This is a genomic window from Bacillus sp. 22446, from assembly GCF_052044955.1.
GTDB lineage: Bacteria > Bacillota > Bacilli > Bacillales > Bacillaceae > Bacillus > Bacillus altitudinis.
This window is the reverse complement of record NZ_JBQEOD010000001.1, coordinates 438109-461788: the sequence shown is the minus strand read 5'-3', so window position 1 is coordinate 461788 and position 23680 is coordinate 438109. Positions and strand designations below refer to the sequence as shown.

Sequence of the window (23680 nt, the reverse complement as noted above, 5' to 3'; positions counted from 1 at the left end):
AGAAAGCGGGCAATTTAATGTGAAATGATGTTCTGTGGAGGCGATCTGATGAAAGGGTTGCATATCTTGTTATGTATATTGGTATTATGCGCTTTTGTTCCTGGTAACATAGAGGCGCGTACATTAAAAAGAATCGACCTAGAAAAAACGGGACGAGCCTTTTGGGACATGAGAGAGGAACGGAAAAAGATTGCGTTAACCTTTGATGATGGGCCTCATCCGGTATACACAAATCAAATACTAGATGTACTGAGAGAGCATGAAGTGAATGCCAGCTTTTTTGTCATCGGAAGCCGTATTCATGCATATCCCCTGCTCGCAGAGCGGATTGTGAGCGAAGGAAATGAGCTTGGCAATCACACGATGAACCATACGTATTTTGACCTTTTGTCATCGAAAGAAATCAAGCAAGAATTAAAAGAATCAGCGGCTCATATCGCTTCACTCCAGCCTGGCGGACCCTTATTATTTCGTCCCCCGGGCGGGCGCTTGACGATGAAGTCATTCCGCATTCTTTCTAAGCAAGGATACGATGTCGTGATGTGGTCCTTTACGCAAGATCCGAAGGACTGGTCTAGGCCAGGTGCACACAAAATTGCCAGCCGTATTATTGAGAATATTCAGGGCGGTGATATCATCCTTTTACATGATGGCGGAGGAAATCGTAAGCAGACAGTAGAAGCGCTGAAACAAGTCGTACCTGAACTAAAGAAAAGGGGCTATGAGTTTGTGAAAGTAAGCGAACTGGTGCACCATAACAGAGATTATCTGCCGGTTCAATTACAATAAGAAACAGTCATTCATTGAAACCAAAAGTCTTGTCGTTTACTATATGAAGAGGGCTTTTGGAGGTGAATGTTGTGAAGAAATTTGTTTTCCTTTTCATCCTGTTATGTGTTGCTGCTGGGTGCTCAAAACCAGTGCAGGAAAGTGTGATTGCATTTGGTGACAGTAACACAAGAGGATCGAACTGGGATTTTCGAGATTATCCCACATCTGAAAAATGGGTGAATCTCATGAAAAACGTCGAGCGCGGCCAAATCAAGGTACAGAATGCCGGGATTGGCGGGCAGACAACAGAGGATGCGAAGCTGCGCTTTGAGCAGGATATTTTAAAACAAAAACCAACTTACGTCCTCATCATGTTCGGTACAAATGATGCGGCGATTCTAGACGGGAAACATCCCCGTGTGACCAAAAAACGATTTAAAGAAAACTTATCCTACTTCATTTCTGAAAGTAGGAAAGAGGGAATTACCCCGATCCTCATGACGTGCGTGCCTGTGGTGGAAGGAGGCAAAAAGGGCTTGTATTATTATTCTAGATATAAGTCATCTTATTTTGCTGAGAGAGGCGGGGCGAGAGCTTGGCAAAACTCATACAATGACATCACAAGACAAGTAGCTGAAAAACAGCAAGTGCCGCTTGTCGACAATTGGAAAGCGTTCATCCGAGAAGCGGGTGAAGATAGTGACAACGCCTTGATTCAATCTGGCCTCATTGACCCTTCTGGCAATCATATGACACCAAAAGGGGCAAGAATCATTTATAACGAAATCAAAGAGCGTGATGTCATTAAACATTTTTAAATGCAGGCCATCAGCCTAAACAAGACGATCCATCCAGCATAGTCTAACAGTATATCTTCTTAGAAGGAGGTAACTGATATGTGGGGATGTCCTTATCCTTACCCTGCGTGTTCACCTTATCCAGCTCAAGGAGCAGGAATCGGTTACGCTTTTCTTGTTGTGTTCCTTGTCGTTATTTTGGTCGTAGGTGGAGGGTTATGGTTTTGGAATGAACAGCCTTGCAAATAAGACACCTCTTCTTTGATCAGAAGGGGTGTTTTTTACGGAAAATAGTAGTAAGCCTATAGCGCAAGTGATATAATATCAGTCACCTGAGTTTAAAAAAGGAGAGTGCTCGGGAGGCATGGTTCCTGGATATATGGAATTAAGAGGAAACAGAGAGCATATGCCCGAGCGAACGTCTTTTCATTTCTGTCTCAATTAATTCAATGAAGTCGCGATTTAAGTTCATTTCATTTGCTTTATAATACGATTCTATAAGTAAATCATCTGACAGCTTTTTCATACTAGAAACCCATATGATGGGAAAAACACCTCCCCTGAAAAAGTTGGCATAAAACTTGAGGAAAAGACATATCATCATAGGTTGATCGAATGTCTTTGAAGTACCTTTAATCTACCATGAATGGGAAACAAGAACAATCGTTCTGTTATCCACATGGTTAAGTGGATAACTTGTGGGTAGAGTGTTTATAATTGAATGAAAGCGTGATGAAATATAGGTGGATAATGTGTGTAAAATTATCCACACCTGTTGAAGGTCCTCATCATATGTCGAAAACTTTTTCATTGTATTCGATAGACAGACAAATTGTGATTTGATTCGACACAATCGCTGAAAAACCAATGGAAGAAAGGGTGCAAATTGTGCTAAAGAAGTATTTCTTACCGGATGAATTTGTGAAAAGTATTTTCCACATTTCGCCGCAAAAACTAAAAGAACGAAATGTAAAAGGAATTATTACGGATTTAGATAACACACTAGTAGAATGGGATCGTCCAAGTGCGACCCCGCGTTTAATTGAATGGTTTCAAGAGATGAAAGATCACGGGATACAGGTGACGATTGTATCGAACAATAATGAAAAAAGGGTCAAGCTTTTTTCTGAGCCGGTTCATATCCCGTTTATTTATAAAGCGAGAAAACCGATGGGAAGAGCCTTTAATAAGGCCGTCGCTGATATGCAATTGAAGAAAGAAGATGTGGTTGTCATTGGCGATCAGCTTATGACAGATGTGCTTGGCGGAAACAGGCATGGCTTCCATACCATTTTGGTTGTACCTGTTGCGGCATCGGACGGATTTTTCACGAAGTTTAACAGGCAGATTGAACGCAGAATTTTAGGAGCCTTAAAGCGTAAGGGCCACATTCAGTGGGAGGAAGAGTAATAATGGAAAAGGTTGTTTGTATTGGCTGCGGTGTAGCCATTCAGACGGAAGATAAAGATCAATTAGGATATGCGCCGGCAGCATCTCTATTGAAAGAAGATGTGATCTGTCAGCGCTGTTTTAGGTTAAAGAACTACAATGAAATTCAGGATGTATCTTTAACAGAAGACGACTTTTTAAATATTTTACACAGCATTGGCGAGACTGATTCTCTGATCGTCAAGGTCGTTGATATTTTTGACTTTAACGGAAGCTGGATTAATGGACTGAGCCGTATTGTTGGTGGTAATCCCATTTTACTTGTCGGCAACAAGGTAGATATTTTACCGAAATCCGTGAAAAAAGACCGTCTTGTTCAATGGATGAAGCGGGAAGCAAAAGAAAATGGGCTCAATCCGATCGATGTGTTTTTAATCAGTGCGAGCAGAGGACAAGGTGTGCCTGAGGTCATGGAGGCCATTGATCATTACCGTGAGGGTAGAAATGTCTATGTTGTCGGCTGTACAAATGTTGGGAAATCAACATTTATTAACCGCATTATCAAAGAGGTGTCTGGAGAAGAGAATGTGATCACCACATCCCAATACCCAGGGACAACACTTGATGCGATTGAAATCCCGCTTGATGACGGGTCTGCTTTATTCGATACACCGGGGATCATCAACCGCCATCAAATGGCGCACTATGTCGGCAAAAATGACTTAAAGATTTTAACGCCCAAAAAAGAATTGAAACCGAGAACGTTCCAGTTAAATGAAGCTCAAACGCTTTACTTTGGCGGACTGGCTCGATTTGATTATGTAAAAGGCGGCAGAACATCCTTTGTCTGCTATATGCCAAATGAACTCAACATTCATAGGACGAAGATGGAGAATGCAGATGACTTATATGAAAAGCATGCAGGTGAACTGCTTTCACCGCCATCAAAAGAGGGAATGGAAGATTTCCCGCCGCTCGTTCCGCACACTTTCACCATCGATCAGCCAAAAATGGACATTGTCTTTTCAGGATTAGGCTGGGTGACGGCGAATGATGCTGGGAAACAAATCAAAGTGTATGCGCCAAAAGGCGTGCACGTGTTTATGAGACGTTCGTTAATTTAAATGTTCAGAGGGGGAGAGACCTTGAAACCTTTATACGGAGTAATCGGTAACCCTGTTGGCCATTCAATGTCTCCAGATATTCATAATGCAGCATTAAAGGATGCTGGAATTGATGGACATTATCATGGCTTTCAAGTAGAAAATGATGACCTGAAAGATGCGATTAGCGGCATGAAAGCGTTAGGAATCAGCGGCATTAACGTCACTGTTCCGCACAAGGTAGAAATCATGAAGTACCTCGACAAAATTGATGTGACAGCTGAACGCCTTGGTGCCGTCAATACGGTGCGTCTCGAAGGAGATCAGCTCGTTGGGTACAATACAGATGGAGAAGGCTTTCTTCATTCATTGCTTGAAGCGTTGGATCAGCCGTTATCAGAGCTGTCATTTCTCCTGCTTGGTGCTGGTGGAGCAGCAAGAGCGATTTACACGACAATTGCTGAGTATGCACCGAAACAATTTGATATCGCCAACCGCACCATTGAAAAAGCTGAGGCTTTAATTGAAAGTGCCGATGGGAAAATCACATCTCGTGCGATTGCATTAAATACAGCAGAAGAGCGGCTTGGGGAATATGATGTCGTCATCCATACGACCTCAATTGGTATGTATCCGAATGTTGAAGAAACCCCAATTTCTTTAGCGAACGCAAAAAAAACAGCGGTCGTTTGTGATATTGTGTATAATCCAATAGAAACAAAGCTGCTAAGCGAAGCAGCCGGGTTAGGTTTGAAAACAGTCGATGGCGTCGGCATGTTTGTTGGTCAGGCGGTAAGAGCCTTTGAACTGTGGACGGGCATTACACCTGACGCCCGAAAAATGAAGTCAATTGTCATAGAGAAATTAGGAGGAACACCATGTTAAAAGGTAAGCAAAAACGTTTTTTACGTGCGCAAGCACATCATTTATCACCTATTTTTCAAGTTGGAAAAGGCGGGGTAAATGACAATATGGTCAAGCAAATTTCCGAGGCGCTTGAAGCAAGAGAACTTTTGAAAGTCAGCGTATTGCAAAACTGCGACGAGGACAAAACAGAGGTTGCAAAAGCACTTGTAAAAGGTGCAAAAGCTGAACTCGTTCAAACGATCGGAAATGTGATTGTCCTTTATAAGGAATCAAAGGAAAATAAACAAATTAAGCTGCCGTAAAGGTGGATATGATATGAAAAAAATAGGGTTGTTCGGCGGTACGTTTGATCCCCTGCATAATGGGCATTTGCTGATGGCAAGTGAGGTGCGTTTCCAAGTAGGGCTTGATGAAATTTGGTTTATCCCAAATCACAAGCCCCCCCATAAAACAGGTCGAAAACGAGCAGAGAGTCATCACCGTGTAAAAATGGTGGAAAAAGCGATTCAGTCAAATCCTCATTTTCGAGTTGAGCTTATTGAAATGGAGCGGGAAGGCCCATCTTATACAGTAGATACGGTTGAGCTGTTAAAGAAGCGCCATCCTGAAGATGAGTTCTTTTTTATGATTGGAGCGGACATGGTCGAGTATTTACCGAAATGGCACAGAATCGATGATTTGCTTCAGATGATCACCTTTATTGGGATGAAAAGACCAGGTTATGAAGGAAGTACGGCGTATCCTCTTTTGTTTGCAGATGTTCCGGCTTTTGATGTATCATCGACATTGATTAGGCAGCGAATAGAGCAGGGGAAACCTGTTGATTATTTGATTCCGAAAGCTGTTGAGTGTTATATAAAGGAGCATCATTTATATGAATCGTGAAGAAGCGTTAAACTGTGTCAAACAGCAGTTAACAGAGCATAGATATACACATACAATTGGGGTCATGGAGACGGCCATTTCATTAGCTGAACGTTTTGGTGCAGATGTGAAAAAAGCAGAGGTCGCGGCTATTTTCCACGATTATGCTAAATTTAGACCGAAAGAAGAAATGAAGGGCATCATCGAGCAAGAACAGATGAACCCTCTATTGCTTAAATATTCACCTGAGCTTTGGCATGCCCCAGTTGGTGCCTATTTGGTCAAAAAAGAAGTTGGAATTGACGACCGAGATATTTTAACAGCCATTGAATTCCATACGTCCGGCAGACCGAACATGACATTGCTTGAAAAAGTTATTTATGTCGCCGACTATATAGAGCCAGGACGCCATTTTCCTGGTGTAGAGGAAGTAAGAGAGTTAGCAGAGCAGGATTTGGACCTTGCCTTGATTCAATCTTTAAAAAACACCGTCAGCTTTTTAATGAAAAAGAATCAGCCAGTTTTCCCAGATACACTTGCTACTTATAACTCACTTGTGCAAAAGAACAACTAAGGAGGAATTTTGATGGATGCATCATCAATTTTAAACATCGCAGCAGGAGCGTGCGATGATAAACGGGCAGAGGACATTATTGCCCTGAATATGCAAGGGATCTCACTTGTTGCAGATTATTTTCTCATTTGTCACGGTAATTCTGACAAACAAGTACAGGCCATTGCAAGAGAAGTGAAACACCTTGCAGAAGAAGGCGGCATCGAAGTTAAAAAGATGGAAGGCTTTGACGAAGCAAGATGGGTTTTGATTGATTTAGGAGATGTCATTGCTCATGTGTTCCACAAAGAGGAAAGAGGATACTATAACTTAGAGAAGCTTTGGGGAGATGCGCCGAGAGAAACGCTTTCGCTTGGCATTAACTCATGATTTATCAAGGGTTTGCAGGTGTGTATGATGAGCTCATGACACATGCCCCTTATGATGAATGGGTTCAGTGGATACAGCGGCATATCAAGCCAAATAGTGCGATTATCGATGTAGGTTGTGGAACTGGAGAGATCTCTCTTCGGTTAGCTGCAAAAGGCCACATGGTCACAGGAATTGATCTAAGTGAAGAGATGCTGGCATTTGCGCAGCAAAAAGCACAGGCTCATAAGCAGTCTATTCAATTTTTACATCAAGATATGAGAGAGCTTGAGGGGTTTGAACAAACTTTTCAAGCAGCGGTTATTTGCTGTGATTCTTTGAATTATCTAAAAAACGAAAATGACGTCAAAAAAACCTTTAAAAACATGTTTCAGCTTTTAGAGACAGGTGGGGTTTTATTGTTTGATGTTCATACCCCTTTTAAAATGGAAGAGGTATTTCCTGGCTCTACTTATGCCGATCAAGATGAAGAAATCAGCTACATTTGGCAGAGTGATAAAGGAGATCATCCATTTTCAGTCATTCATGATTTAAGCTTTTTTGTAAAAGACGGAGACGTGTATGAGCGTTATGATGAAACGCACGAACAGCGTACATTTCCTTTTGAGACATATGCAGCGTTCCTTGAGTCCGCTGGCTTTGAACAGATTGAAGTGACCGCTGATTTTACAAATGAAGCACCTCAAGAATGTGCAGAAAGATATTTTATTTCAGCGAAGAAACCAAAAACCATCGTTTAATGGAACGATGGTTTTTTAAAACCCTTTTTTCGCTTGTTGCGAAGATGTTTAATTTCTGAGATCATCAGTAAACACACTCGGTGGGTATTGATGCGCAACCGCTTCTACATCCTCATCGAACTTGTCATGAGTGTTCTGAAAAAGCTGATGGAACATATCTTGAACACCTGCTTCAAGTGCTTTAATACCCTCGCCGGTGACGCCGCCTTTTACACACACCTTCTCTTGCAGTGTAGGCAGGGTATACACCCTTTTTTCAATCAAACGGCCAAGTCCTACAAGCATATCTTCTGATAGGGTGGTGGCTTCTTCTTTTGAAATATCTGTTTCTTCAACAGCGGCTTCAATCATTTTCTGAACAAGAAAGCTAATAAAGGCAGGACCGCAGCTGACAATATCTGAGGCTGCCCGTGTGATTGAATGATGAATTTCGATTGGTGTTGAAATGCGGGAAGCGAGTTGTCTGAGCGCTGCTTTTGTCGTGACATTGCATGATGAACCAAATGTTAAAAGTGATGCGCCTGATAATGCGCGGTTGGTGATGCTTGGGATCAGTCTGGCTGTTTGACAAGGAACAATATCTTGAAGCTGTTCAGGATGAACCGGACTTGTAATGATGACAATGGTTTGCTGTTCTTTTAAAAGTGGGCTCAGCTCTTTTAAAAGCGGATAAATATCAAGTGGTTTGACACAAACAAAGATGAAATCTTTATCTGTTACAGCTCCTGAAAGCTGTTTCGTCACTTCGACCTCTGGGTGATTCTTTTTTATATTGAACGCTTTTTCGATGGTCCGATTTGTAATGGTGATAGATGAGGGATTGACTGCTTTTGATTCAATAAATGCCTCAGTAAGTATGGTACCCATGTTTCCTGTACCGATTAACCCTATATTCAAACGTTCTCCCTCCTTAGACGCATAGGATCTGTTATCTTCTAAACAGTATGTGAAGCAGCGTGAAAATATGATTGAAAGAAGCGTGAACAAGTGAAGCAGCTCATTTCGTTGAAAAAATACAGTCTTTATCTGATAGCGGGAATCATCATTCTCCTCATCATCTGTTTCTGCTTTTTAGTAGGAAAAGAGAAAGGCAGCGCCGAGCCAAGTGTATTGAAAGAACAACATGAAACGCAAGTCACATTAGAAGAAAAACAAGAGAGTGCAGAAAAAGAGCCAACATCCATCGTAGTAGAGGTCAAAGGAGCTGTACGGAAGCCGGGCGTTTATGTATTTATGGCTGAGGACAGAGTTGAAGAAGCCATTGAAAGAGCAGGTGGTTTTACGGGCAAGGCAGATACAGTTGACATCAATCAAGCAGCAAAATTAGAGGACAGTATGATGATTTATGTACGAAAGAAGGGGGAGGCTGACAAGCAGGGACAAACAGCAGCGGCTGATACGCCGCCGGGAAATGAAAAGAGTCAAGGGGTGAATGTCAATCAAGCTGATGCAGCGGAATTGCAGACCATTAACGGAATAGGCCCAGCCAAAGCGGAAGCCATCATTGCGTATAGAGAAGAACATGGAGAATTTCAGCAAATTGAAGATTTACGGAATATTTCGGGTTTTGGAGAGAAGACCATTGAACGGCTGAAAAATCAACTGACGGTCAAGTAGAATTGACGGTATAGAAGAAAGGCATGTACACTTAATACCAACCATCATTCTGGAGGGATCAGCTCGTGGAGAGAATTTCATGGAATCAATATTTTATGGCTCAAAGCCATTTGCTTGCCTTGCGAAGCACCTGTGAGCGGCTAGCTGTTGGGGCAACGATCGTAAGAGACAAGCGCATCATCGCAGGTGGATATAATGGATCCATTGCCGGTGACGTGCATTGTGCAGATGTAGGATGCTATGTGATAGATCATCACTGCGTTCGTACAATCCATGCGGAGATGAACGCTATTTTACAATGTGCCAAATTTGGTGCACCAACGGCTGATGCTGAAATATATGTGACGCATTTTCCTTGTTTGCAGTGCTGTAAAGCGATTATTCAAGCAGGTATTCGAACAGTGTATTATGCGAAGGATTATAAAAATCATCCATATGCTGTTGATTTATTCGAACAAGCCGGAGTTCATACAGAACAGGTTGAACTAGATGAGATGATTATTGACTTAAAAAACCAAGAAAAATTAGCCTTTGTTGCGGATTTAATAGGCAAACTAAGTGAATCAGGACGTAGCGAAACAGAAATTCGTCAAATGCATGAAAAGGCGAATCAATTATTTACTTCCTATGTTTAAGTATTTGCCGTTCGGGGCGATTTCAGCAGCTGCTGGAATTGCTCTGGCCGCATATCATCTTCATTTGTATTTTCTCCTTTTTCTTCTTGTATGTCTTCTTTTCAGTCTGCTGAAAAAAACACCCCAGTTCTTTTTAATGGTCAGTTTGTGTGGAATGATTTATATGCTCATTTTTATGGTGCATCAGTCTTTTGAAACGAATCATCCCATACAAGAAAAAGCATTTTCTGATTCGGTTGTGATTGAAACGATTCCGAAAATAGATGGCAATCGCTTTTCAGCGACTGTTTCATCAGAGAATCGTCGACTAGCGGCATTTTATACGATTCAAACAGAGCGTGAAAAAGAAGCGCTAAAAGATGTTGGGCCAGGTATGAGCTGTCATATGACAGGTGAGATGCGGTTGCCTAAACATGCAACCATACCGAATGGCTTTCAATATGATCAATTTCTAAAAACAAAAGGCATTGATGCTATTTTCTTAACGCAGTCTATGAAAAGCTGCACGAAACATGACAGCCCTTCACATGACCTTTCATCTATTAGGCAGAAGGGGTTGAAATTTCTAGAAGATCACGTTCCGAAGAATTCTGTTGGGATTGTGCAGGCACTTATTTTTGGCGATCGTGATTTAATAGACCCTGATACATTAAGAGATTATCAAATGCTTGGCATCATTCATTTATTAGCCATTTCAGGACTTCATGTTCAAACATTGCTCGCTTGTCTATTTTGGTGTCTACTCCGTGCTGGCGTGACAAGAGAGACAGCGCGTATTCTTTTATTATCCTTTTTGCCGGTTTATGCTTGTTTAACAGGTACTGCACCGTCTGTGTTAAGAGCCTGTCTCATGGCTGGAATTTATTTAGTCATCACAAGCCTGCCAAAAGAAATGAAACAGCCTTCTGCGGTCGTGTTAAGTGCAGCGTTCTTGCTTTTATTAGCCATTCAACCACTTTATATATTTGATGTCGGTTTTCAACTGTCATTTGTGGTGACCTTATTTATTTTGCTATCCACTAGTATTTTATCAAAAGCAAAAAGTTCGGTGATGCAGTTATTCCTCATTTCCTTGATTGCACAGCTTGCTTCGCTTCCTGTTCTTTTATATTATTTTCAACAATTTTCCTTGCTGAGTGTTCCTTTAAATATGATGTTTGTTCCTTTTTACACAATGGTTGTCATGCCTCTGTCCTTATTCTTTTTTCTTTTATCTATCATTTATCTTCCGCTTGGACAAACACTGTTTCAGCTGCTTGATTGGGTGATCCAGTTTAGTCATCAATTGTCTGCACACATGGCTGCTTACGATGGTCTTACTCTGATTTTTATGAAATCGACATGGTGGCATGTGCTCCTAGAGGTTTCCTCCATTGTTTTTCTATTCATTGTGATGGAATGTAAAACTTCTATCAAATCTTATCTTGTGCCGATTTTGATTCTCGTTTGTGTGCTGGCTGTACACTATTTCACGCCGAATTTTCTCCAAAAAGGAGAGGTCACGATGTTAGATGTAGGACAAGGGGATAGTTTGTTTATTCAGCTACCTTATCGAACCGGGCATATATTAGTCGATACAGGAGGCAGACTTTCTTTTGAAGAAGAGCCATGGAAAAAAAGACGTAAAGTATCTACAATTGGGGATCAAACGCTTATTCCATTTCTGCATTCTAAAGGCATAGCAAAACTTGATGTCCTCATCCTTACCCATGCAGATCAAGATCATATGGGAGAAGCGATGCGGTTAATAAAGCGAAATAAAGTCAAACGCCTTGCAATCCCAAAAGGCTTTGCTCGAAATCCAGAGGATGCGCAGCTTTTAAAGGAAGCGGCTGATCAAAGGATTCCTATAGATGAGTTAGAAAGAGGGGATCAGCTGAGAATTGGAGGACAAAAATTTGACGTTCTGCATCCCGCACGTGACCAGGTGACGAGTAAAAATAATGATTCACTGGTCCTCACCTTTACGCTTGGCGGAAAGCGTTTTATGCTGACTGGGGATCTTGAACAAGAAGGGGAACGAGACATCATTCAAGCTTACCCTGAGCTACGAGCGGATGTCTTGAAGGTTGGGCATCACGGGAGTAAAGGATCAACAAGTGAAGAATGGCTTCAGCATTTGAACCCGTCATATGCACTGATTTCAGTAGGTGAACGAAATCGGTATCACCATCCTCATCAAGAAGTTTTGAAAAAATTAAATGATCATCAAACAAAGGTGTATCGTACAGATATTGATGGAAGTGTGACCTATGAATTTCTTGAAGAGGATGGAACATTTTACGCTCATCCTCCATATGATATCTTACAAAATCAATAAAAAAACTGCCAAAACGGCAGTCATCTTGCATTCATGTAGTTAAGATCCAACGAGGTGTATCACTGTTGCCAAAATAAACATTGAGGCGAAAAATCCGAATGTGACGATAAAACCAACAGCTGAGTCGGTCACATCATTCCGCTTGCTTTGAACATTCTTTTCAAATTCATTCATTTTCATCCCTCCTGGCTATTTTTAGTATACTTGAACTCATTTGGAATTGCTAGAAGGTAAAGTAACCGTTTTCCATTTTCATGATCATTTTGTGAATATCGTCTGACTGTAAGCTGACCCGGGAGCTTACGTGAGACGTTTACTATAAATGAGGAGGCGGCACTTTCAGCTTCCTCTTTACTAATGTCTCTACACACTTTAGGATAGAGGAGGAAGTGAAAGAGAGGGATTTAAGCGAATGGTCTTTGAAGTATGGAACAATTTAAAAAAAGGGGATATCAATCCCGTTTATTGCTTATATGGAAAAGAAACGTATTTACTTCAAGAGACAGCTGCAAAATTGAGACAAGCTGTCGTCGACGAAGAAACAAAGGATTTTAATTACTCTGTCTTCGATATGGAAGAGGTGCCGCTTGAGCAGGCTGTGACGGACGCAGAAACATTTCCGTTTATGGGAGAGCGGCGTCTCGTTGTGATCAAGAACCCTTATTTCCTCACTGCAGAAAAGAAAAAAGAAAAGATCGAGCATCAGCTTTCTGTATTAGAAGCTTATTTAGAAAAGCCAGCACCCTACACGATTCTCGTGTTATTAGCCCCATATGAAAAACTGGACGAACGTAAGAAAATCACCAAATTGTTAAAAAAGAAAGCGGCTGTGGTTGAGGCGAAAGAGTTAAATCCGAAAGAAACAACGGATTTCACCATCACATTAGTAAAAACAGAAGGAAAAACAATCTCGGCTGAAGCGGCAGAACAGCTTGTCATGTTATGTGGCGGGAGCCTGTCCTCACTTTTTCAAGAGGTTCGAAAGCTAAGTACATATATTGGGCAGCGAGAGGAAATTGAGCTGGCGGATGTCAATCAGCTCGTTGCACGAAGTTTGGAACAGAATATTTTCGAACTGATTAACCAAATCGTGAACAGGCGCCGGTCTGAAGCGATGCAAATGTTTTATGACCTCCTAAAGCAAAATGAGGAACCCATTAAAATATTGGCACTCATTTCAAATCAATTTCGGTTGATATTGCAGACAAAGTACTTTGCTCAGCAGGGATACGGGCAAAAACAAATTGCGTCAAACCTGAAAGTCCACCCATTTCGGGTCAAACTTGCAATGGATCAAGCAAGACTGTTTTCAGAAGAAGAGCTCAAGTACATCGTCAAAGAGCTCTCCACGATTGATTATGAAATGAAAACGGGTAAAAAGGACAAGCAGCTATTATTAGAATTGTTCCTGCTTCGGTTATTAGGGGCTTGAACATAAAAAAACGACCTTCTCAAAAGAGGGTCGTTTTTGTTTAGATGTATAATTGCCAGTCTGTCCTTATGGCTGAGCCGTTCAGGACGGACGTACAGTTAAACAGGTGCCTCATCACTGAGGCGTTGCAAACATTATGCAGAAAGTCCGTTTACTTGTTTCGCAAGTCTTGATTTGTAACGCGCAGCTGCGTTTTTGTGTACAAGACCAGTTTTAACGGCTTTGTCAATGCGTTTTGCAGCAGAAGAAAGAGCAGCTTTTGCTTGCTCAGCATCGTTGTTAGCTACAGAAACTTCAACTTGTTTAATCGCAGTACGCATCGCAGACTTGATTGTTGCGTTGTGTGCACGGCGTTCGTTATTCGTTTTTGTACGTTTGATCGCTGATTTAATATTTGGCATGTGTTTCACCTCCTAAGATACAACCTAAACACAATTGTCTTAAGGTTAAATCTTCACAATAGAACAAATTGTATTCTATCAAACACACCTTTAGAATGCAATATAAATGTAAAGTATTTTTCATTGATGAAGCGCTCGAATGTTTCTTGAAAGAGATGGAAAGACTACTGTTAATTACTTGATGGAAGGAGCCTTTTCATGAAGAAACAGAAACTCGATTTAAGCGCTTATCAAATCCGGACCGATTTGGCCGTTGAAACAAAAGAGATACTAGAACAAGAGAACGATCCGAATGTGGTCAAAAAGGACGGTATTCAAGGAATTGTTGAGAAGGAGAAGGAAGAGCACGGCATCCGCATCCGCACTGTGGAGATTACGACAGAAGGAGAAGAGTTGACCGGAAAAAAGGCAGGGACATACTTGACGCTTGAGGCGCAAGGAATTCGGGAGAAAGACTCTGAGATGCAAGAAAAAGTGGTCGAAGTTTTTGCCCATCATTTTGCTCAGTTTTTAAAAGATCACGGCATTCAGGCAGATGCGAGCTGTCTTGTCGTAGGACTAGGAAACTGGAATGTCACGCCGGATGCATTAGGGCCGCTCACAGTTGAGAATTTGCTGGTGACACGCCATTTATTTGAATTACAGCCTGAGAATGTGCAGGAAGGCTATCGCCCAGTGTCTTCACTATCGCCTGGAGTCATGGGACTGACTGGTATAGAAACAAGTGACATTATACAAGGTGTCATTGAACGATCTAAACCAGATTTTGTGATCGCCATCGATGCACTAGCTGCACGTGCAGTAGAACGGGTGAATACAACGATTCAAATTTCTGATACAGGTATACATCCAGGATCGGGTGTCGGAAATAAACGAAAAGAATTAAGCAAAGAGACCTTGGGGATTCCAGTCATTGCCATTGGTGTACCGACAGTGGTCGATGCAGTGACGATCGCAAGTGACACGATTGATTACGTGTTAAAGCATTTTGGTAGAGAACTGAAAGATGATAGACCTTCCCGATCTTTAGTACCAGCGGGTCTGACATTTGGGAAGAAAAAAGTGCTGAATGAAGAAGATTTGCCAGATGATGAAACGCGTCAATCCTTTTTAGGAATCGTCGGAACGCTTCCTGAAGAAGAAAAAAGACAGTTGATCCATGAAGTGCTTGCGCCGCTTGGACAAAATCTAATGGTCACACCGAAGGAAGTGGATACATTCATTGATGACATGGCGAACGTACTCGCCAATGGGTTAAATACAGCACTTCATCAAAAAATCTCTCAAGACAACATGGGTTCCTATAATCATTAATCAGTTCTACTTTCTCTAGCTCGCTCATAGTGTAATTACTAGAAAGCGTGCTGGAGGGAGTAAATCATGAAAAAAAGACCTCGCCGTCCTCGACAATTGGTCGTTGCGATTAATGGAACAAAAGTAGTGAAGAGTATTTTTTTGTTTATTGTCTCTCTGGTGGTTGTGTTTGTCATGTCAGGGGCTTTGACGTCTTTAAAACCTGAGCTTAGGCCTCAAGCATCATTATATGGTGTGGCAGATGAGCTGTCAGGGGCATTCTTTGCAACTCTAATGGGGATGGAAAATCAATATTTTGCCTCAGCAGTCCCTGAAGATCAAAAAGGATTTCATTTCTCCGGGCTGTCACTCAAACTTGCCACAAGTATCAATTTAGAAGACCCCCGCAGTTTTCTAGGAAGAGAGCTGCCAGGCTTTGAACACTTTGATACAAAAATCATCCTAGCAGGTGAAGGTACAGACTATACGAATATGCCAATGGAATCGCCGCCTCCAAGTGAAGTCATCAAAGATGAAAAAGAAGCAAATCTAGCTGAGCTGGACAAGCTTGATGAAGATGAACCGAAAACGCCTGCAAAAGAGCCGGACCAGTCGACAGGAAAACGAAAAGCTGTATACATTTATCACACACATAATACGGAATCATATTTACCATTTTTAAAAGGAGAAACAAACCCAAACAATGCGCGCCACTCAAAAGTGAACGTCACCCTTGTCGGGGAGATGTTTGGTAAAGCGCTCGATCAGCAAGGAATCGGCAACACAGTGGATAAAACAGAAATTGAAAAAAGACTGCTGAAAAAAGGGTTGAAGTATCCTCAATCATATAATGAATCCAGATTGGTTGTAAAAGAAGCTCTCGCTAAAAATGATGATCTAGATTACTTAATCGATATTCACCGGGATTCAAGAAGAAAGAAAGATACGACAGTAGAAATCAAAGGCAAGAAATATGCGAGAATCGCTTTTGTTGTAGGGAAGAAAAATCAAAGCTATGAGAAAAACTTAAAGCTGGCGACAGAGTTCCACCATTTGATGGAGAAAAAATATAAAGGACTTAGTGTCGGTGTGTTTGCCAAAGGAGAAATTGGTGATAATGGAATCTATAATCAAGATTTATCTGACAAAGCCCTCCTATTAGAATTTGGCGGTGTGGATAATAATATGGAAGAACTGAAAAACGCATCCAATGCAGCAGCTGATGTGTTCAGTGAAATTTTCTGGGACGCAGAAAAGGTAGACGGCAAAGCAAAGGATGAGAAAAAACGGTCTTAAGGTGGTGGAGGACATGGGATCATTTATCGGAAAAACCATTATTTTATCGCTCGTATTGCTATTCGGTGTCTTTTTAGGAATGCAGCAAGCCAATAATGGCATGCTGCAAATGAAAGGGTATCATGATCCGCAATTAAAAGGGGCCTTCACTGTGCAAACGAATGATGATCAAGAAAAAGAAGCTTCTATCCTCGGAACAGCTGTCACACAAAAAGACTTAGCAGAAAAACAAAAGCAGCTAGAAGAAATGGAGAGCTTTAATGCCTTCTCTAAGGCCGGAAAAGCATTATCAGATGGTATGACGCATGCAGCCCGTACACTTTATGATTGGGTGAATGGTAAATAAACTGTTGTAAGCATCATGTTGGATGTTATTTCATAAGATATCACACCTTTTCGCAAAAGCCGCTAACCGATGAGCGGCTTTTCTTGATTTCGATTGAATCTTTACAGCCCTATTGATATAATCTAACCTAGCGCAACCCGCGTTTTATAGTAGGAGTGATAGATTGTGACAGATAAAGAAAAACGATTAGAACGGCAATCAAGAATTCGAAATTTCTCCATTATCGCCCATATTGACCATGGGAAATCCACATTGGCTGACCGTATTTTGGAAAAAACAGCGGCGATTACGCAACGAGAAATGAAAGAACAATTACTTGATTCCATGGACTTAGAGCGTGAACGCGGCATTACGATCAAATTAAACTCTGTCCAGCTGAAATATCAGGCGAAGGATGGAGAAGAATATATTATGCACCTGATTGATACACCAGGGCATGTCGACTTCACCTATGAGGTATCTCGAAGCCTAGCTGCCTGTGAAGGTGCAATTCTTGTGGTGGATGCAGCACAAGGCATTGAAGCACAGACACTTGCGAACGTTTATTTAGCTCTTGATAACAACTTAGAAATCCTGCCGATCATTAACAAAATTGATCTGCCGAGTGCAGAGCCTGAACGTGTAAGACAAGAAATTGAAGATGTCATCGGGTTGGATGCATCTGAAGCTGTTCTCACCTCTGCTAAGGCGGGCATCGGGATCGAGGATATTTTAGAACAAATCGTCGAAAAGGTGCCGGCACCAGCTGGAGATCCAGAAGCACCACTTCAAGCCCTCATTTTTGATTCTCTCTACGATGCGTATCGTGGCGTCATTGCTTACATACGAATTGTCGAAGGAACCGTAAAACCGGGTCAAAAAATTAAGATGATGGCGACAGGCAAAGAATTTGAAGTGCTTGAAGTTGGCGTATTTACACCGAAAGCAATGCCAACAGACGAACTCACTGTTGGAGATGTTGGCTATTTAACAGCTGCCATTAAAAACGTTGGTGATACACGAGTAGGGGATACGATCACAAGTGCGGTAAACCCTGCGAAAGAAGCTCTGCCTGGATATAGAAAGCTGAACCCAATGGTGTACTGCGGCCTTTATCCAATTGACACAGCGAAATATAACGACTTGCGTGAAGCGTTAGAAAAGCTTGAATTAAATGATTCTTCACTTCAATATGAGGCAGAGACATCCCAAGCACTTGGCTTCGGCTTCCGCTGCGGCTTCCTTGGCATGCTTCATATGGAAATCATCCAAGAACGGATTGAACGTGAATTTAAAATCGACCTCATTACGACAGCGCCAAGTGTTATTTACGATGTGTATATGACAGACGGAGAAAAAATCGTTGTAGATAATCCATCCAATTTGCCTGATCCGCAAAAGATTGAGCGAATTGAAGAGCCATACGTGAAGGCAACAATGATGGTGCCAAATGATTATGTTGGTTCTGTGATGGAGCTTTGCCAAGGAAAGCGCGGCAATTTCATTGATATGCAATATCTTGATGCAAACCGCGTGAGCATTGTGTACGAAATTCCTCTGGCAGAGATCGTATACGAATTCTTTGATCAATTAAAGTCCAATACAAAAGGGTATGCATCCTTTGATTACGAGCTAATCGGCTATCGCCCATCCACTCTAGTGAAAATGGATATCATGCTCAATGGCGAAAAAATCGATGCACTTTCCTTTATTGTTCACCGCGATTATGCATATGAACGCGGAAAGATCATTGTAGAAAAGCTGAAAGAACTGATTCCGCGCCAGCACTTTGAAGTACCAGTTCAGGCAGCGATCGGTCAAAAAATTGTTGCTCGGTCTACCATTAAAGCAATGCGCAAGAACGTACTAGCGAAGTGTTATGGTGGAGATATTTCCCGGAAAAGAAAGCTTCTTGAGAAGCAAAAAGAAGGGAAAAAGCGCATGAAGCAAGTGGGTTCTGTAGAAGTCCCACAAGAAGCATTTATGGCCGTGCTGAAAATGGACGACAGCACACCGAAAAAATAACATCCTCAAGGCAACCTGCTTTACAATGCTCGCCTTGACGTTTATAGTCGAAAACAAACGAAGAGGCCGCAGCGATAAACTGCGGCTCTTTACCTGTAAAGAAGGTGTCAACAAATGAAAGCAGCATACATTCACATTCCATTTTGTGAGCACATTTGTCACTATTGTGATTTTAATAAATTTTTCATTAAAACCCAGCCGGTCGATGAATACTTAGCCGCTCTTGAAAAAGAAATGCAGCACACGATCGATCAAAAAGGGGAGCAAGAACTAAAGACGATCTTTATTGGCGGGGGAACCCCGACATCACTGACAACCACCCAGTTAGATCAGCTTATGGACAGCATTTACCGCGTATTAAAACCAACCAAAAACTTAATCGAGTTTGCAGTAGAAGCAAACCCAGACGAACTATCGCTTGAGAAATTGAATGTCTTAAAATCAGCAGGCGTTAATCGGCTGAGCTTTGGTGTTCAAACATTTGAAGATGACCTGCTCAAAAAAATCGGACGGGTTCATCAAAAGAAAGATGTTCTCACGTCTTTCGAGCGAGCAAGAGCAGTTGGGTTTGACAACATTAGTCTTGATCTGATGTTTGGTTTGCCTCATCAAGAGAAGCATCATGTCATGCATTCACTAGAGACCGCTTTTTCATTAGGTGCAGAACATTATTCGGTTTATTCGCTGATTGTCGAGCCGAAGACGGTTTTTTACAATTTAATGCAAAAAGGGAAACTGCATTTACCACCGCAAGAACGTGAGGCTGAAATGTATGAGCTCGTCATGGATGAAATGGAGCGGAACGGACTCAGACAATATGAGATTAGCAATTACGCCAAACCAGGTTTTGAAAGCCAACATAACCTCACCTATTGGAGCAACGAAGATTACTTTGGTTTTGGCGCAGGAGCGCACGGGTATGTAGATGGCGTCCGTAATGTGAACGCTGGACCAGTGAAGCATTACTTAGAGCTCATTGAACAAACAGGGTTTCCATATAAGGAAACGCATCAGGTGACAAAAGCAGAACAGATTGAAGAAGAAATGTTCTTAGGTTTGCGGAAAATTGAAGGCGTGAAAAGTGCTCACTTTCAAGCGAAATTTGGAGCATCACCAGAAGCACTCTTTCCCGCCGTTCTTGAAGAATTAGCAGAAAAAGGTCTCATTGAACAGGATGAGATTGGCATTCGTTTAACAAGAAAAGGAAAATTGTTAGGAAATGAAGTATTTCAAGCGTTTCTCGGTGAGTTATAATTGACATTTTAATTTGAGTTTGGTAATTTTGTTTATACAATTAGCACTCGTTGAAAGAGAGTGCTAACAGGGGTGATGATGATGTTAACAAATCGTCAGCTTTTGATTCTACAAGTCATTATTAATGACTTTATTCGTTCGGCGCAGCCAGTTGGATCAAGGACTCTTTCCAAAAAAGAAGACATTACATTCAGCTCTGCGACGATTAGAAACGAAATGGCTGATTTGGAGGAACTCGGTTTTATTGAAAAGACCCATTCTTCATCAGGAAGAATTCCTTCCGAAAAAGGATATCGTTATTATGTAGATCATTTGCTCTCTCCGCGAAAACTGTCATCTAAAGAGCTTGTGCTCATCCAGTCAGTATTTCAGGAGAAAATTTTTGAGCTGGAAAAAACAGTTCAAAAATCGGCGGAAATTTTATCAGATCTCACAAACTACACATCGATTGTCCTTGGTCCAAAGCTAAGTGAAAATCGATTGAAGCAAATTCAGCTTGTCCCCGTCCAACCTAATAAAGCAGTAGCGATTATGATTACAGACAGCGGGCATGTTGAAAACAAAACCATTACCTTCTCTGAGCATCTTGATGTCTCCGATATTGAGAAGCTGATGAATATTTTAAACAGCCGCTTAGCCGGAGTCCCGATGGATCAGCTGAAGGACAGGATGTATAAAGAAGTAGTGATGCTCCTTCGCACGCATTTAAAAGACTATGATCATATTTTAGATGCGCTTGGTAACACATTCACTTCAACACAAAATGAATCAAAACTTTTCTTTGGCGGGAAGATTAATATGTTGAACCAGCCAGAGTTTCATGACATTGACCGCATTCGTTCACTCATGATGCTGATTGAACAAAAGAATGATGTCATGCAGCTGTTTCATCCAAATCAGCAAGGAATCACCATTAAAATCGGTTCAGAAAACAATTTGGAAGCAATGGAGAACTGCAGTTTAATCACAGCAACTTATGCGATTGATCAAAAATCACTCGGCTCCATCGCTGTCATTGGTCCAACCCGTATGGATTACGGGCGAGTCGTTAGTCTTTTGCATCATGTATCAAAAGACTTGTCAAACGCACTTTCCAATTTGTATGATGAGTAGGGTGATAAAAGGTGGGGGCACAGCCCCTTCGTATAATTGAATCTTTTGAGGGAGGTGAACACAATGTCAGAAGAAAAACAGACACCTGAGCAAGCAGCAGAGGTTGAAGCACAAGAAGAAGCAGTTCAAGCAGAAACTGAGGAAGTAAAGCACGATGAACAGTCTGCCTTCCAAGAGAAGATTGATGAATTGCAGCAGCTTCTAGATGAAAAAGAAAACAAAATTCTGCGTGTTCAAGCAGATTTTGAAAACTATAAACGCCGTGCTCGAACTGAAGTGGAGACCGTGCAAAAATATCGTTCTCAACATGTTGTCAGCGACCTTCTCCCAGCTCTCGACAACTTTGAAAGAGCGCTTGGAATCGATCCAGACAATGAGCAGACGAAAAGTTTGTTAGAAGGTATGCAAATGGTTTACCGCCAGCTGGTAGAAGCGTTGAAAAATGAAGGCGTTGAACCAATTGAAGCTGTCGGCAAAGAGTTCGATCCAAACCTTCATCAAGCCGTCATGCAAGTTGAAGATGAAAACTACGATTCAAACATCGTTGTAGAAGAATTGCAAAAGGGCTATAAACTCAAAGACCGAGTTATTCGTCCATCAATGGTAAAAGTAAATCAATAACTACATAATGGGAGGTCATCGAATATGAGTAAAATCATTGGTATTGACTTAGGAACAACAAACTCATGTGTTGCAGTACTCGAAGGCGGCGAGCCAAAAGTTATTGCAAACGCTGAAGGAGCACGTACAACACCATCTGTTGTCGCTTTTAAAAATGGAGAGCGCCAAGTAGGTGAAGTAGCGAAACGTCAATCAATTACAAACCCGAACACCATCATGTCTGTTAAAAGACATATGGGTACAGATTATAAAGTAGAAGTTGAAGGCAAGAACTACACGCCGCAGGAAATCTCTGCAATCATCCTTCAACACCTTAAATCTTACGCTGAAGCTTATCTTGGCGAAGAAGTAACAAAAGCGGTTATTACAGTTCCTGCTTACTTCAACGATGCAGAGCGCCAAGCAACAAAAGATGCTGGTAAAATTGCTGGTCTTGAAGTAGAACGTATCATCAACGAACCAACAGCAGCTGCACTTGCTTATGGTTTAGATAAAACAGATGAAGATCAAACGATCCTTGTATATGACCTTGGTGGCGGTACATTTGACGTATCAGTCCTTGAGCTTGGAGACGGCGTCTTTGAAGTACGCTCAACTGCTGGGGACAACCGTCTAGGTGGAGACGATTTTGACCAAGTCATCATCGATCATCTAGTGGCTGAGTTCAAAAAAGAAAACGGCATTGATCTTTCTAAAGATAAAATGGCGCTTCAGCGTTTAAAAGATGCTGCTGAAAAAGCGAAAAAAGATCTTTCTGGTGTATCTTCTACACAAATCTCACTGCCATTTATCACAGCTGGAGATGCAGGTCCTCTTCACCTAGAATTAACGCTAACGCGTGCTAAATTCGAAGAGCTTTCTGCAGACCTTGTAGAGCGTACAATGACACCTGTACGTCAATCATTGAAAGATGCTGGTCTATCTGCTAGCGAGATTGATAAAGTCATCCTTGTTGGTGGATCAACTCGTATTCCTGCAGTACAAGAAGCAATCAAAAAAGAAACAGGTAAAGAGCCTCATAAAGGCGTAAACCCTGATGAAGTGGTTGCACTTGGTGCGGCAATTCAAGGTGGAGTTATCACAGGAGATGTCAAAGACGTTGTTCTTCTTGACGTCACACCACTTTCTTTAGGAATTGAAACAATGGGCGGCGTATTCACAAAGCTGATTGAACGTAATACAACAATTCCAACAAGCAAATCTCAAGTATTCTCAACGGCTGCTGACAACCAAACTGCTGTAGACATTCACGTCTTACAAGGTGAGCGTCCAATGGCAGCAGACAACAAAACATTAGGTCGTTTCCAATTGACTGATATTCCACCAGCACCACGCGGCGTACCACAAATCGAAGTATCTTTTGATATCGATAAAAACGGTATTGTCAACGTACGTGCGAAAGATATGGGTACTGGAAAAGAACAAAACATCACAATCAAATCTTCTTCAGGTCTTTCTGATGATGAGATCGAAAAAATGGTCAAAGAAGCAGAAGAAAATGCTGAAGCAGATGCGAAGAAAAAAGAAGAAATCGAAGTGCGCAATGAAGCAGATCAATTAGTGTTTACAACAGAAAAAACATTAAAAGATCTTGAAGGCAAAATCGATGAAGAGCAAGTGAAAAAAGCAAACGACGCGAAAGATGCACTAAAAGCTGCGATCGAAAAAGGCGAGCTTGAAGACATCAAAGCGAAAAAAGATGAGCTGCAAACAATCGTTCAAGAACTAACGACAAAGCTCTATGAAGAAGCTGCAAAACAAGCACAAGCTCAGCAAGAAGGCGCTGAAGGTGCTCAAAAAGCAGATGACAATGTAGTGGATGCAGAATACGAAGAAGTAAACGACGATCAAGAGAAAAAATAATCACCTTTACT

At 41.6% G+C, this 23680-nt stretch carries 27 protein-coding genes; 23 read left to right on the top strand and 4 right to left on the bottom strand.

Translation table 11 applies throughout. The features are described 5' to 3' along the window. Positions 1–48: 48 nt before the first annotated feature. The 3 genes from ACTJJD_RS02520 to ACTJJD_RS02510 all read left to right on the top strand — a co-directional run bounded on the left by ACTJJD_RS02520 (position 49) and on the right by ACTJJD_RS02510 (position 1817). Positions 49–789, top strand: coding sequence for a polysaccharide deacetylase family protein (locus tag ACTJJD_RS02520; protein ID WP_163116347.1), 741 nt, complete (start codon positions 49–51; stop codon positions 787–789). 71 nt (positions 790–860) lie between these two features. Beyond that, positions 861–1589 (top strand): SGNH/GDSL hydrolase family protein, encoded by a 729-nt coding sequence (locus ACTJJD_RS02515; RefSeq protein ID WP_169476094.1) that lies wholly within the window; start codon positions 861–863, stop codon positions 1587–1589. 78 nt (positions 1590–1667) lie between these two features. After that, the gene (locus tag ACTJJD_RS02510) at positions 1668–1817 is read left to right on the top strand and encodes a hypothetical protein (RefSeq protein WP_003217499.1); all 150 of its coding nucleotides are present in this window, start codon (positions 1668–1670) and stop codon (positions 1815–1817) included. A 136-nt stretch (positions 1818–1953) separates the two neighbouring features. Here ACTJJD_RS02510 and ACTJJD_RS02505 read toward each other — a convergent pair whose 3' ends face one another. Then, positions 1954–2094: a sporulation histidine kinase inhibitor Sda gene (locus ACTJJD_RS02505; RefSeq protein WP_003217327.1), complete on the bottom strand. Its 141-nt coding sequence runs from the start codon at positions 2092–2094 to the stop codon at positions 1954–1956. Positions 2095–2456: 362 nt separating this feature from the next. Between ACTJJD_RS02505 and ACTJJD_RS02500 the strand changes: the two genes are divergently transcribed. The 8 genes from ACTJJD_RS02500 to ACTJJD_RS02465 are packed head-to-tail and all read left to right on the top strand — an operon-like array spanning position 2457 to position 7474. Next, positions 2457–2978, top strand: coding sequence for a YqeG family HAD IIIA-type phosphatase (locus ACTJJD_RS02500; RefSeq protein WP_008356191.1), 522 nt, complete (start codon positions 2457–2459; stop codon positions 2976–2978). Positions 2979–2980: 2 nt separating this feature from the next. Continuing rightward, the gene (gene yqeH, locus ACTJJD_RS02495; RefSeq protein WP_007501357.1) at positions 2981–4081 is read left to right on the top strand and encodes a ribosome biogenesis GTPase YqeH; all 1101 of its coding nucleotides are present in this window, start codon (positions 2981–2983) and stop codon (positions 4079–4081) included. A gap of 21 nt (positions 4082–4102) precedes the next feature. After that, positions 4103–4945 (top strand): shikimate dehydrogenase, encoded by an 843-nt coding sequence (gene aroE, locus ACTJJD_RS02490; RefSeq protein ID WP_254000668.1) that lies wholly within the window; start codon positions 4103–4105, stop codon positions 4943–4945. Beyond that, positions 4939–5229: a ribosome assembly RNA-binding protein YhbY gene (gene yhbY, locus ACTJJD_RS02485; RefSeq protein WP_008342507.1), complete on the top strand. Its 291-nt coding sequence runs from the start codon at positions 4939–4941 to the stop codon at positions 5227–5229. Before aroE ends, yhbY begins: the two co-directional genes overlap by 7 nt. A 13-nt stretch (positions 5230–5242) precedes the next feature. Beyond that, positions 5243–5812, top strand: a complete 570-nt coding sequence (locus ACTJJD_RS02480; protein ID WP_440608064.1) for a nicotinate-nucleotide adenylyltransferase — start codon at positions 5243–5245, stop codon at positions 5810–5812. Further along, positions 5802–6365: a bis(5'-nucleosyl)-tetraphosphatase (symmetrical) YqeK gene (gene yqeK, locus ACTJJD_RS02475; RefSeq protein ID WP_041091337.1), complete on the top strand. Its 564-nt coding sequence runs from the start codon at positions 5802–5804 to the stop codon at positions 6363–6365. Before ACTJJD_RS02480 ends, yqeK begins: the two co-directional genes overlap by 11 nt. Before the next feature lie 12 nt (positions 6366–6377). Next, positions 6378–6734: a ribosome silencing factor gene (rsfS, locus tag ACTJJD_RS02470; RefSeq protein ID WP_008342502.1), complete on the top strand. Its 357-nt coding sequence runs from the start codon at positions 6378–6380 to the stop codon at positions 6732–6734. Next, positions 6731–7474: a class I SAM-dependent DNA methyltransferase gene (locus tag ACTJJD_RS02465; protein WP_007501350.1), complete on the top strand. Its 744-nt coding sequence runs from the start codon at positions 6731–6733 to the stop codon at positions 7472–7474. The genes rsfS and ACTJJD_RS02465 overlap by 4 nt, the downstream gene beginning before the upstream one ends. A 48-nt stretch (positions 7475–7522) precedes the next feature. On the opposite strand, the gene comER is transcribed toward ACTJJD_RS02465, so the two are convergent. Continuing rightward, positions 7523–8371 carry a late competence protein ComER gene (gene comER / locus ACTJJD_RS02460; RefSeq protein ID WP_008342498.1) on the bottom strand — a complete coding sequence of 283 codons (849 nt, stop codon included), beginning with the start codon at positions 8369–8371 and terminating at the stop codon, positions 7523–7525. 90 nt (positions 8372–8461) lie between these two features. Between comER and ACTJJD_RS02455 the strand changes: the two genes are divergently transcribed. The 3 genes from ACTJJD_RS02455 (at position 8462) to ACTJJD_RS02445 (ending at position 12046) form a co-directional block, all read left to right on the top strand. Next, positions 8462–9091: a helix-hairpin-helix domain-containing protein gene (locus tag ACTJJD_RS02455; protein WP_440608063.1), complete on the top strand. Its 630-nt coding sequence runs from the start codon at positions 8462–8464 to the stop codon at positions 9089–9091. 65 nt (positions 9092–9156) lie between these two features. Then, positions 9157–9726: a ComE operon protein 2 gene (locus ACTJJD_RS02450; protein WP_060781205.1), complete on the top strand. Its 570-nt coding sequence runs from the start codon at positions 9157–9159 to the stop codon at positions 9724–9726. Further along, entirely contained in the window at positions 9719–12046 is a 2328-nt protein-coding gene (locus tag ACTJJD_RS02445; RefSeq protein WP_440608134.1) for a DNA internalization-related competence protein ComEC/Rec2, read from the top strand. The genes ACTJJD_RS02450 and ACTJJD_RS02445 overlap by 8 nt, the downstream gene beginning before the upstream one ends. Before the next feature lie 39 nt (positions 12047–12085). On the opposite strand, the gene ACTJJD_RS02440 is transcribed toward ACTJJD_RS02445, so the two are convergent. After that, on the bottom strand, positions 12086–12220 hold the full coding sequence (locus ACTJJD_RS02440) for a YqzM family protein (protein WP_008342491.1): 135 nt from the start codon (positions 12218–12220) through the stop codon (positions 12086–12088). A gap of 238 nt (positions 12221–12458) precedes the next feature. On the opposite strand from ACTJJD_RS02440, the gene holA reads away from it, so the two are divergent. Continuing rightward, positions 12459–13478, top strand: coding sequence for a DNA polymerase III subunit delta (holA, locus tag ACTJJD_RS02435; protein ID WP_048001522.1), 1020 nt, complete (start codon positions 12459–12461; stop codon positions 13476–13478). Positions 13479–13612: 134 nt separating this feature from the next. Here the strand turns inward: holA and rpsT are convergent, their stop codons facing one another. Continuing rightward, a complete protein-coding gene (rpsT, locus tag ACTJJD_RS02430; protein ID WP_008342485.1) occupies positions 13613–13879 on the bottom strand; it encodes a 30S ribosomal protein S20 in 267 nt (88 codons plus the stop codon). Positions 13880–14077: 198 nt separating this feature from the next. On the opposite strand from rpsT, the gene gpr reads away from it, so the two are divergent. The 8 genes from gpr to dnaK all read left to right on the top strand — a co-directional run bounded on the left by gpr (position 14078) and on the right by dnaK (position 23669). Next, positions 14078–15193, top strand: coding sequence for a GPR endopeptidase (gene gpr, locus ACTJJD_RS02425; protein ID WP_008342483.1), 1116 nt, complete (start codon positions 14078–14080; stop codon positions 15191–15193). A 66-nt stretch (positions 15194–15259) separates the two neighbouring features. Next, complete coding sequence (locus ACTJJD_RS02420; RefSeq protein WP_007501337.1) at positions 15260–16468, top strand: stage II sporulation protein P; 1209 nt, start codon at positions 15260–15262, stop codon at positions 16466–16468. A gap of 13 nt (positions 16469–16481) precedes the next feature. Beyond that, positions 16482–16814 (top strand): YqxA family protein, encoded by a 333-nt coding sequence (locus tag ACTJJD_RS02415; protein ID WP_017358024.1) that lies wholly within the window; start codon positions 16482–16484, stop codon positions 16812–16814. A 165-nt stretch (positions 16815–16979) separates the two neighbouring features. Then, positions 16980–18818, top strand: coding sequence for a translation elongation factor 4 (lepA, locus tag ACTJJD_RS02410; protein WP_008342476.1), 1839 nt, complete (start codon positions 16980–16982; stop codon positions 18816–18818). Positions 18819–18932: 114 nt separating this feature from the next. Then, complete coding sequence (hemW, locus tag ACTJJD_RS02405; protein ID WP_440608062.1) at positions 18933–20072, top strand: radical SAM family heme chaperone HemW; 1140 nt, start codon at positions 18933–18935, stop codon at positions 20070–20072. 81 nt (positions 20073–20153) lie between these two features. Next, on the top strand, positions 20154–21185 hold the full coding sequence (hrcA, locus tag ACTJJD_RS02400; protein ID WP_008342473.1) for a heat-inducible transcriptional repressor HrcA: 1032 nt from the start codon (positions 20154–20156) through the stop codon (positions 21183–21185). A gap of 63 nt (positions 21186–21248) precedes the next feature. Next, a complete protein-coding gene (gene grpE / locus ACTJJD_RS02395; protein ID WP_008342471.1) occupies positions 21249–21806 on the top strand; it encodes a nucleotide exchange factor GrpE in 558 nt (185 codons plus the stop codon). 24 nt (positions 21807–21830) lie between these two features. Next, on the top strand, positions 21831–23669 hold the full coding sequence (gene dnaK / locus ACTJJD_RS02390; RefSeq protein WP_008342469.1) for a molecular chaperone DnaK: 1839 nt from the start codon (positions 21831–21833) through the stop codon (positions 23667–23669). Positions 23670–23680: the final 11 nt, after the last annotated feature.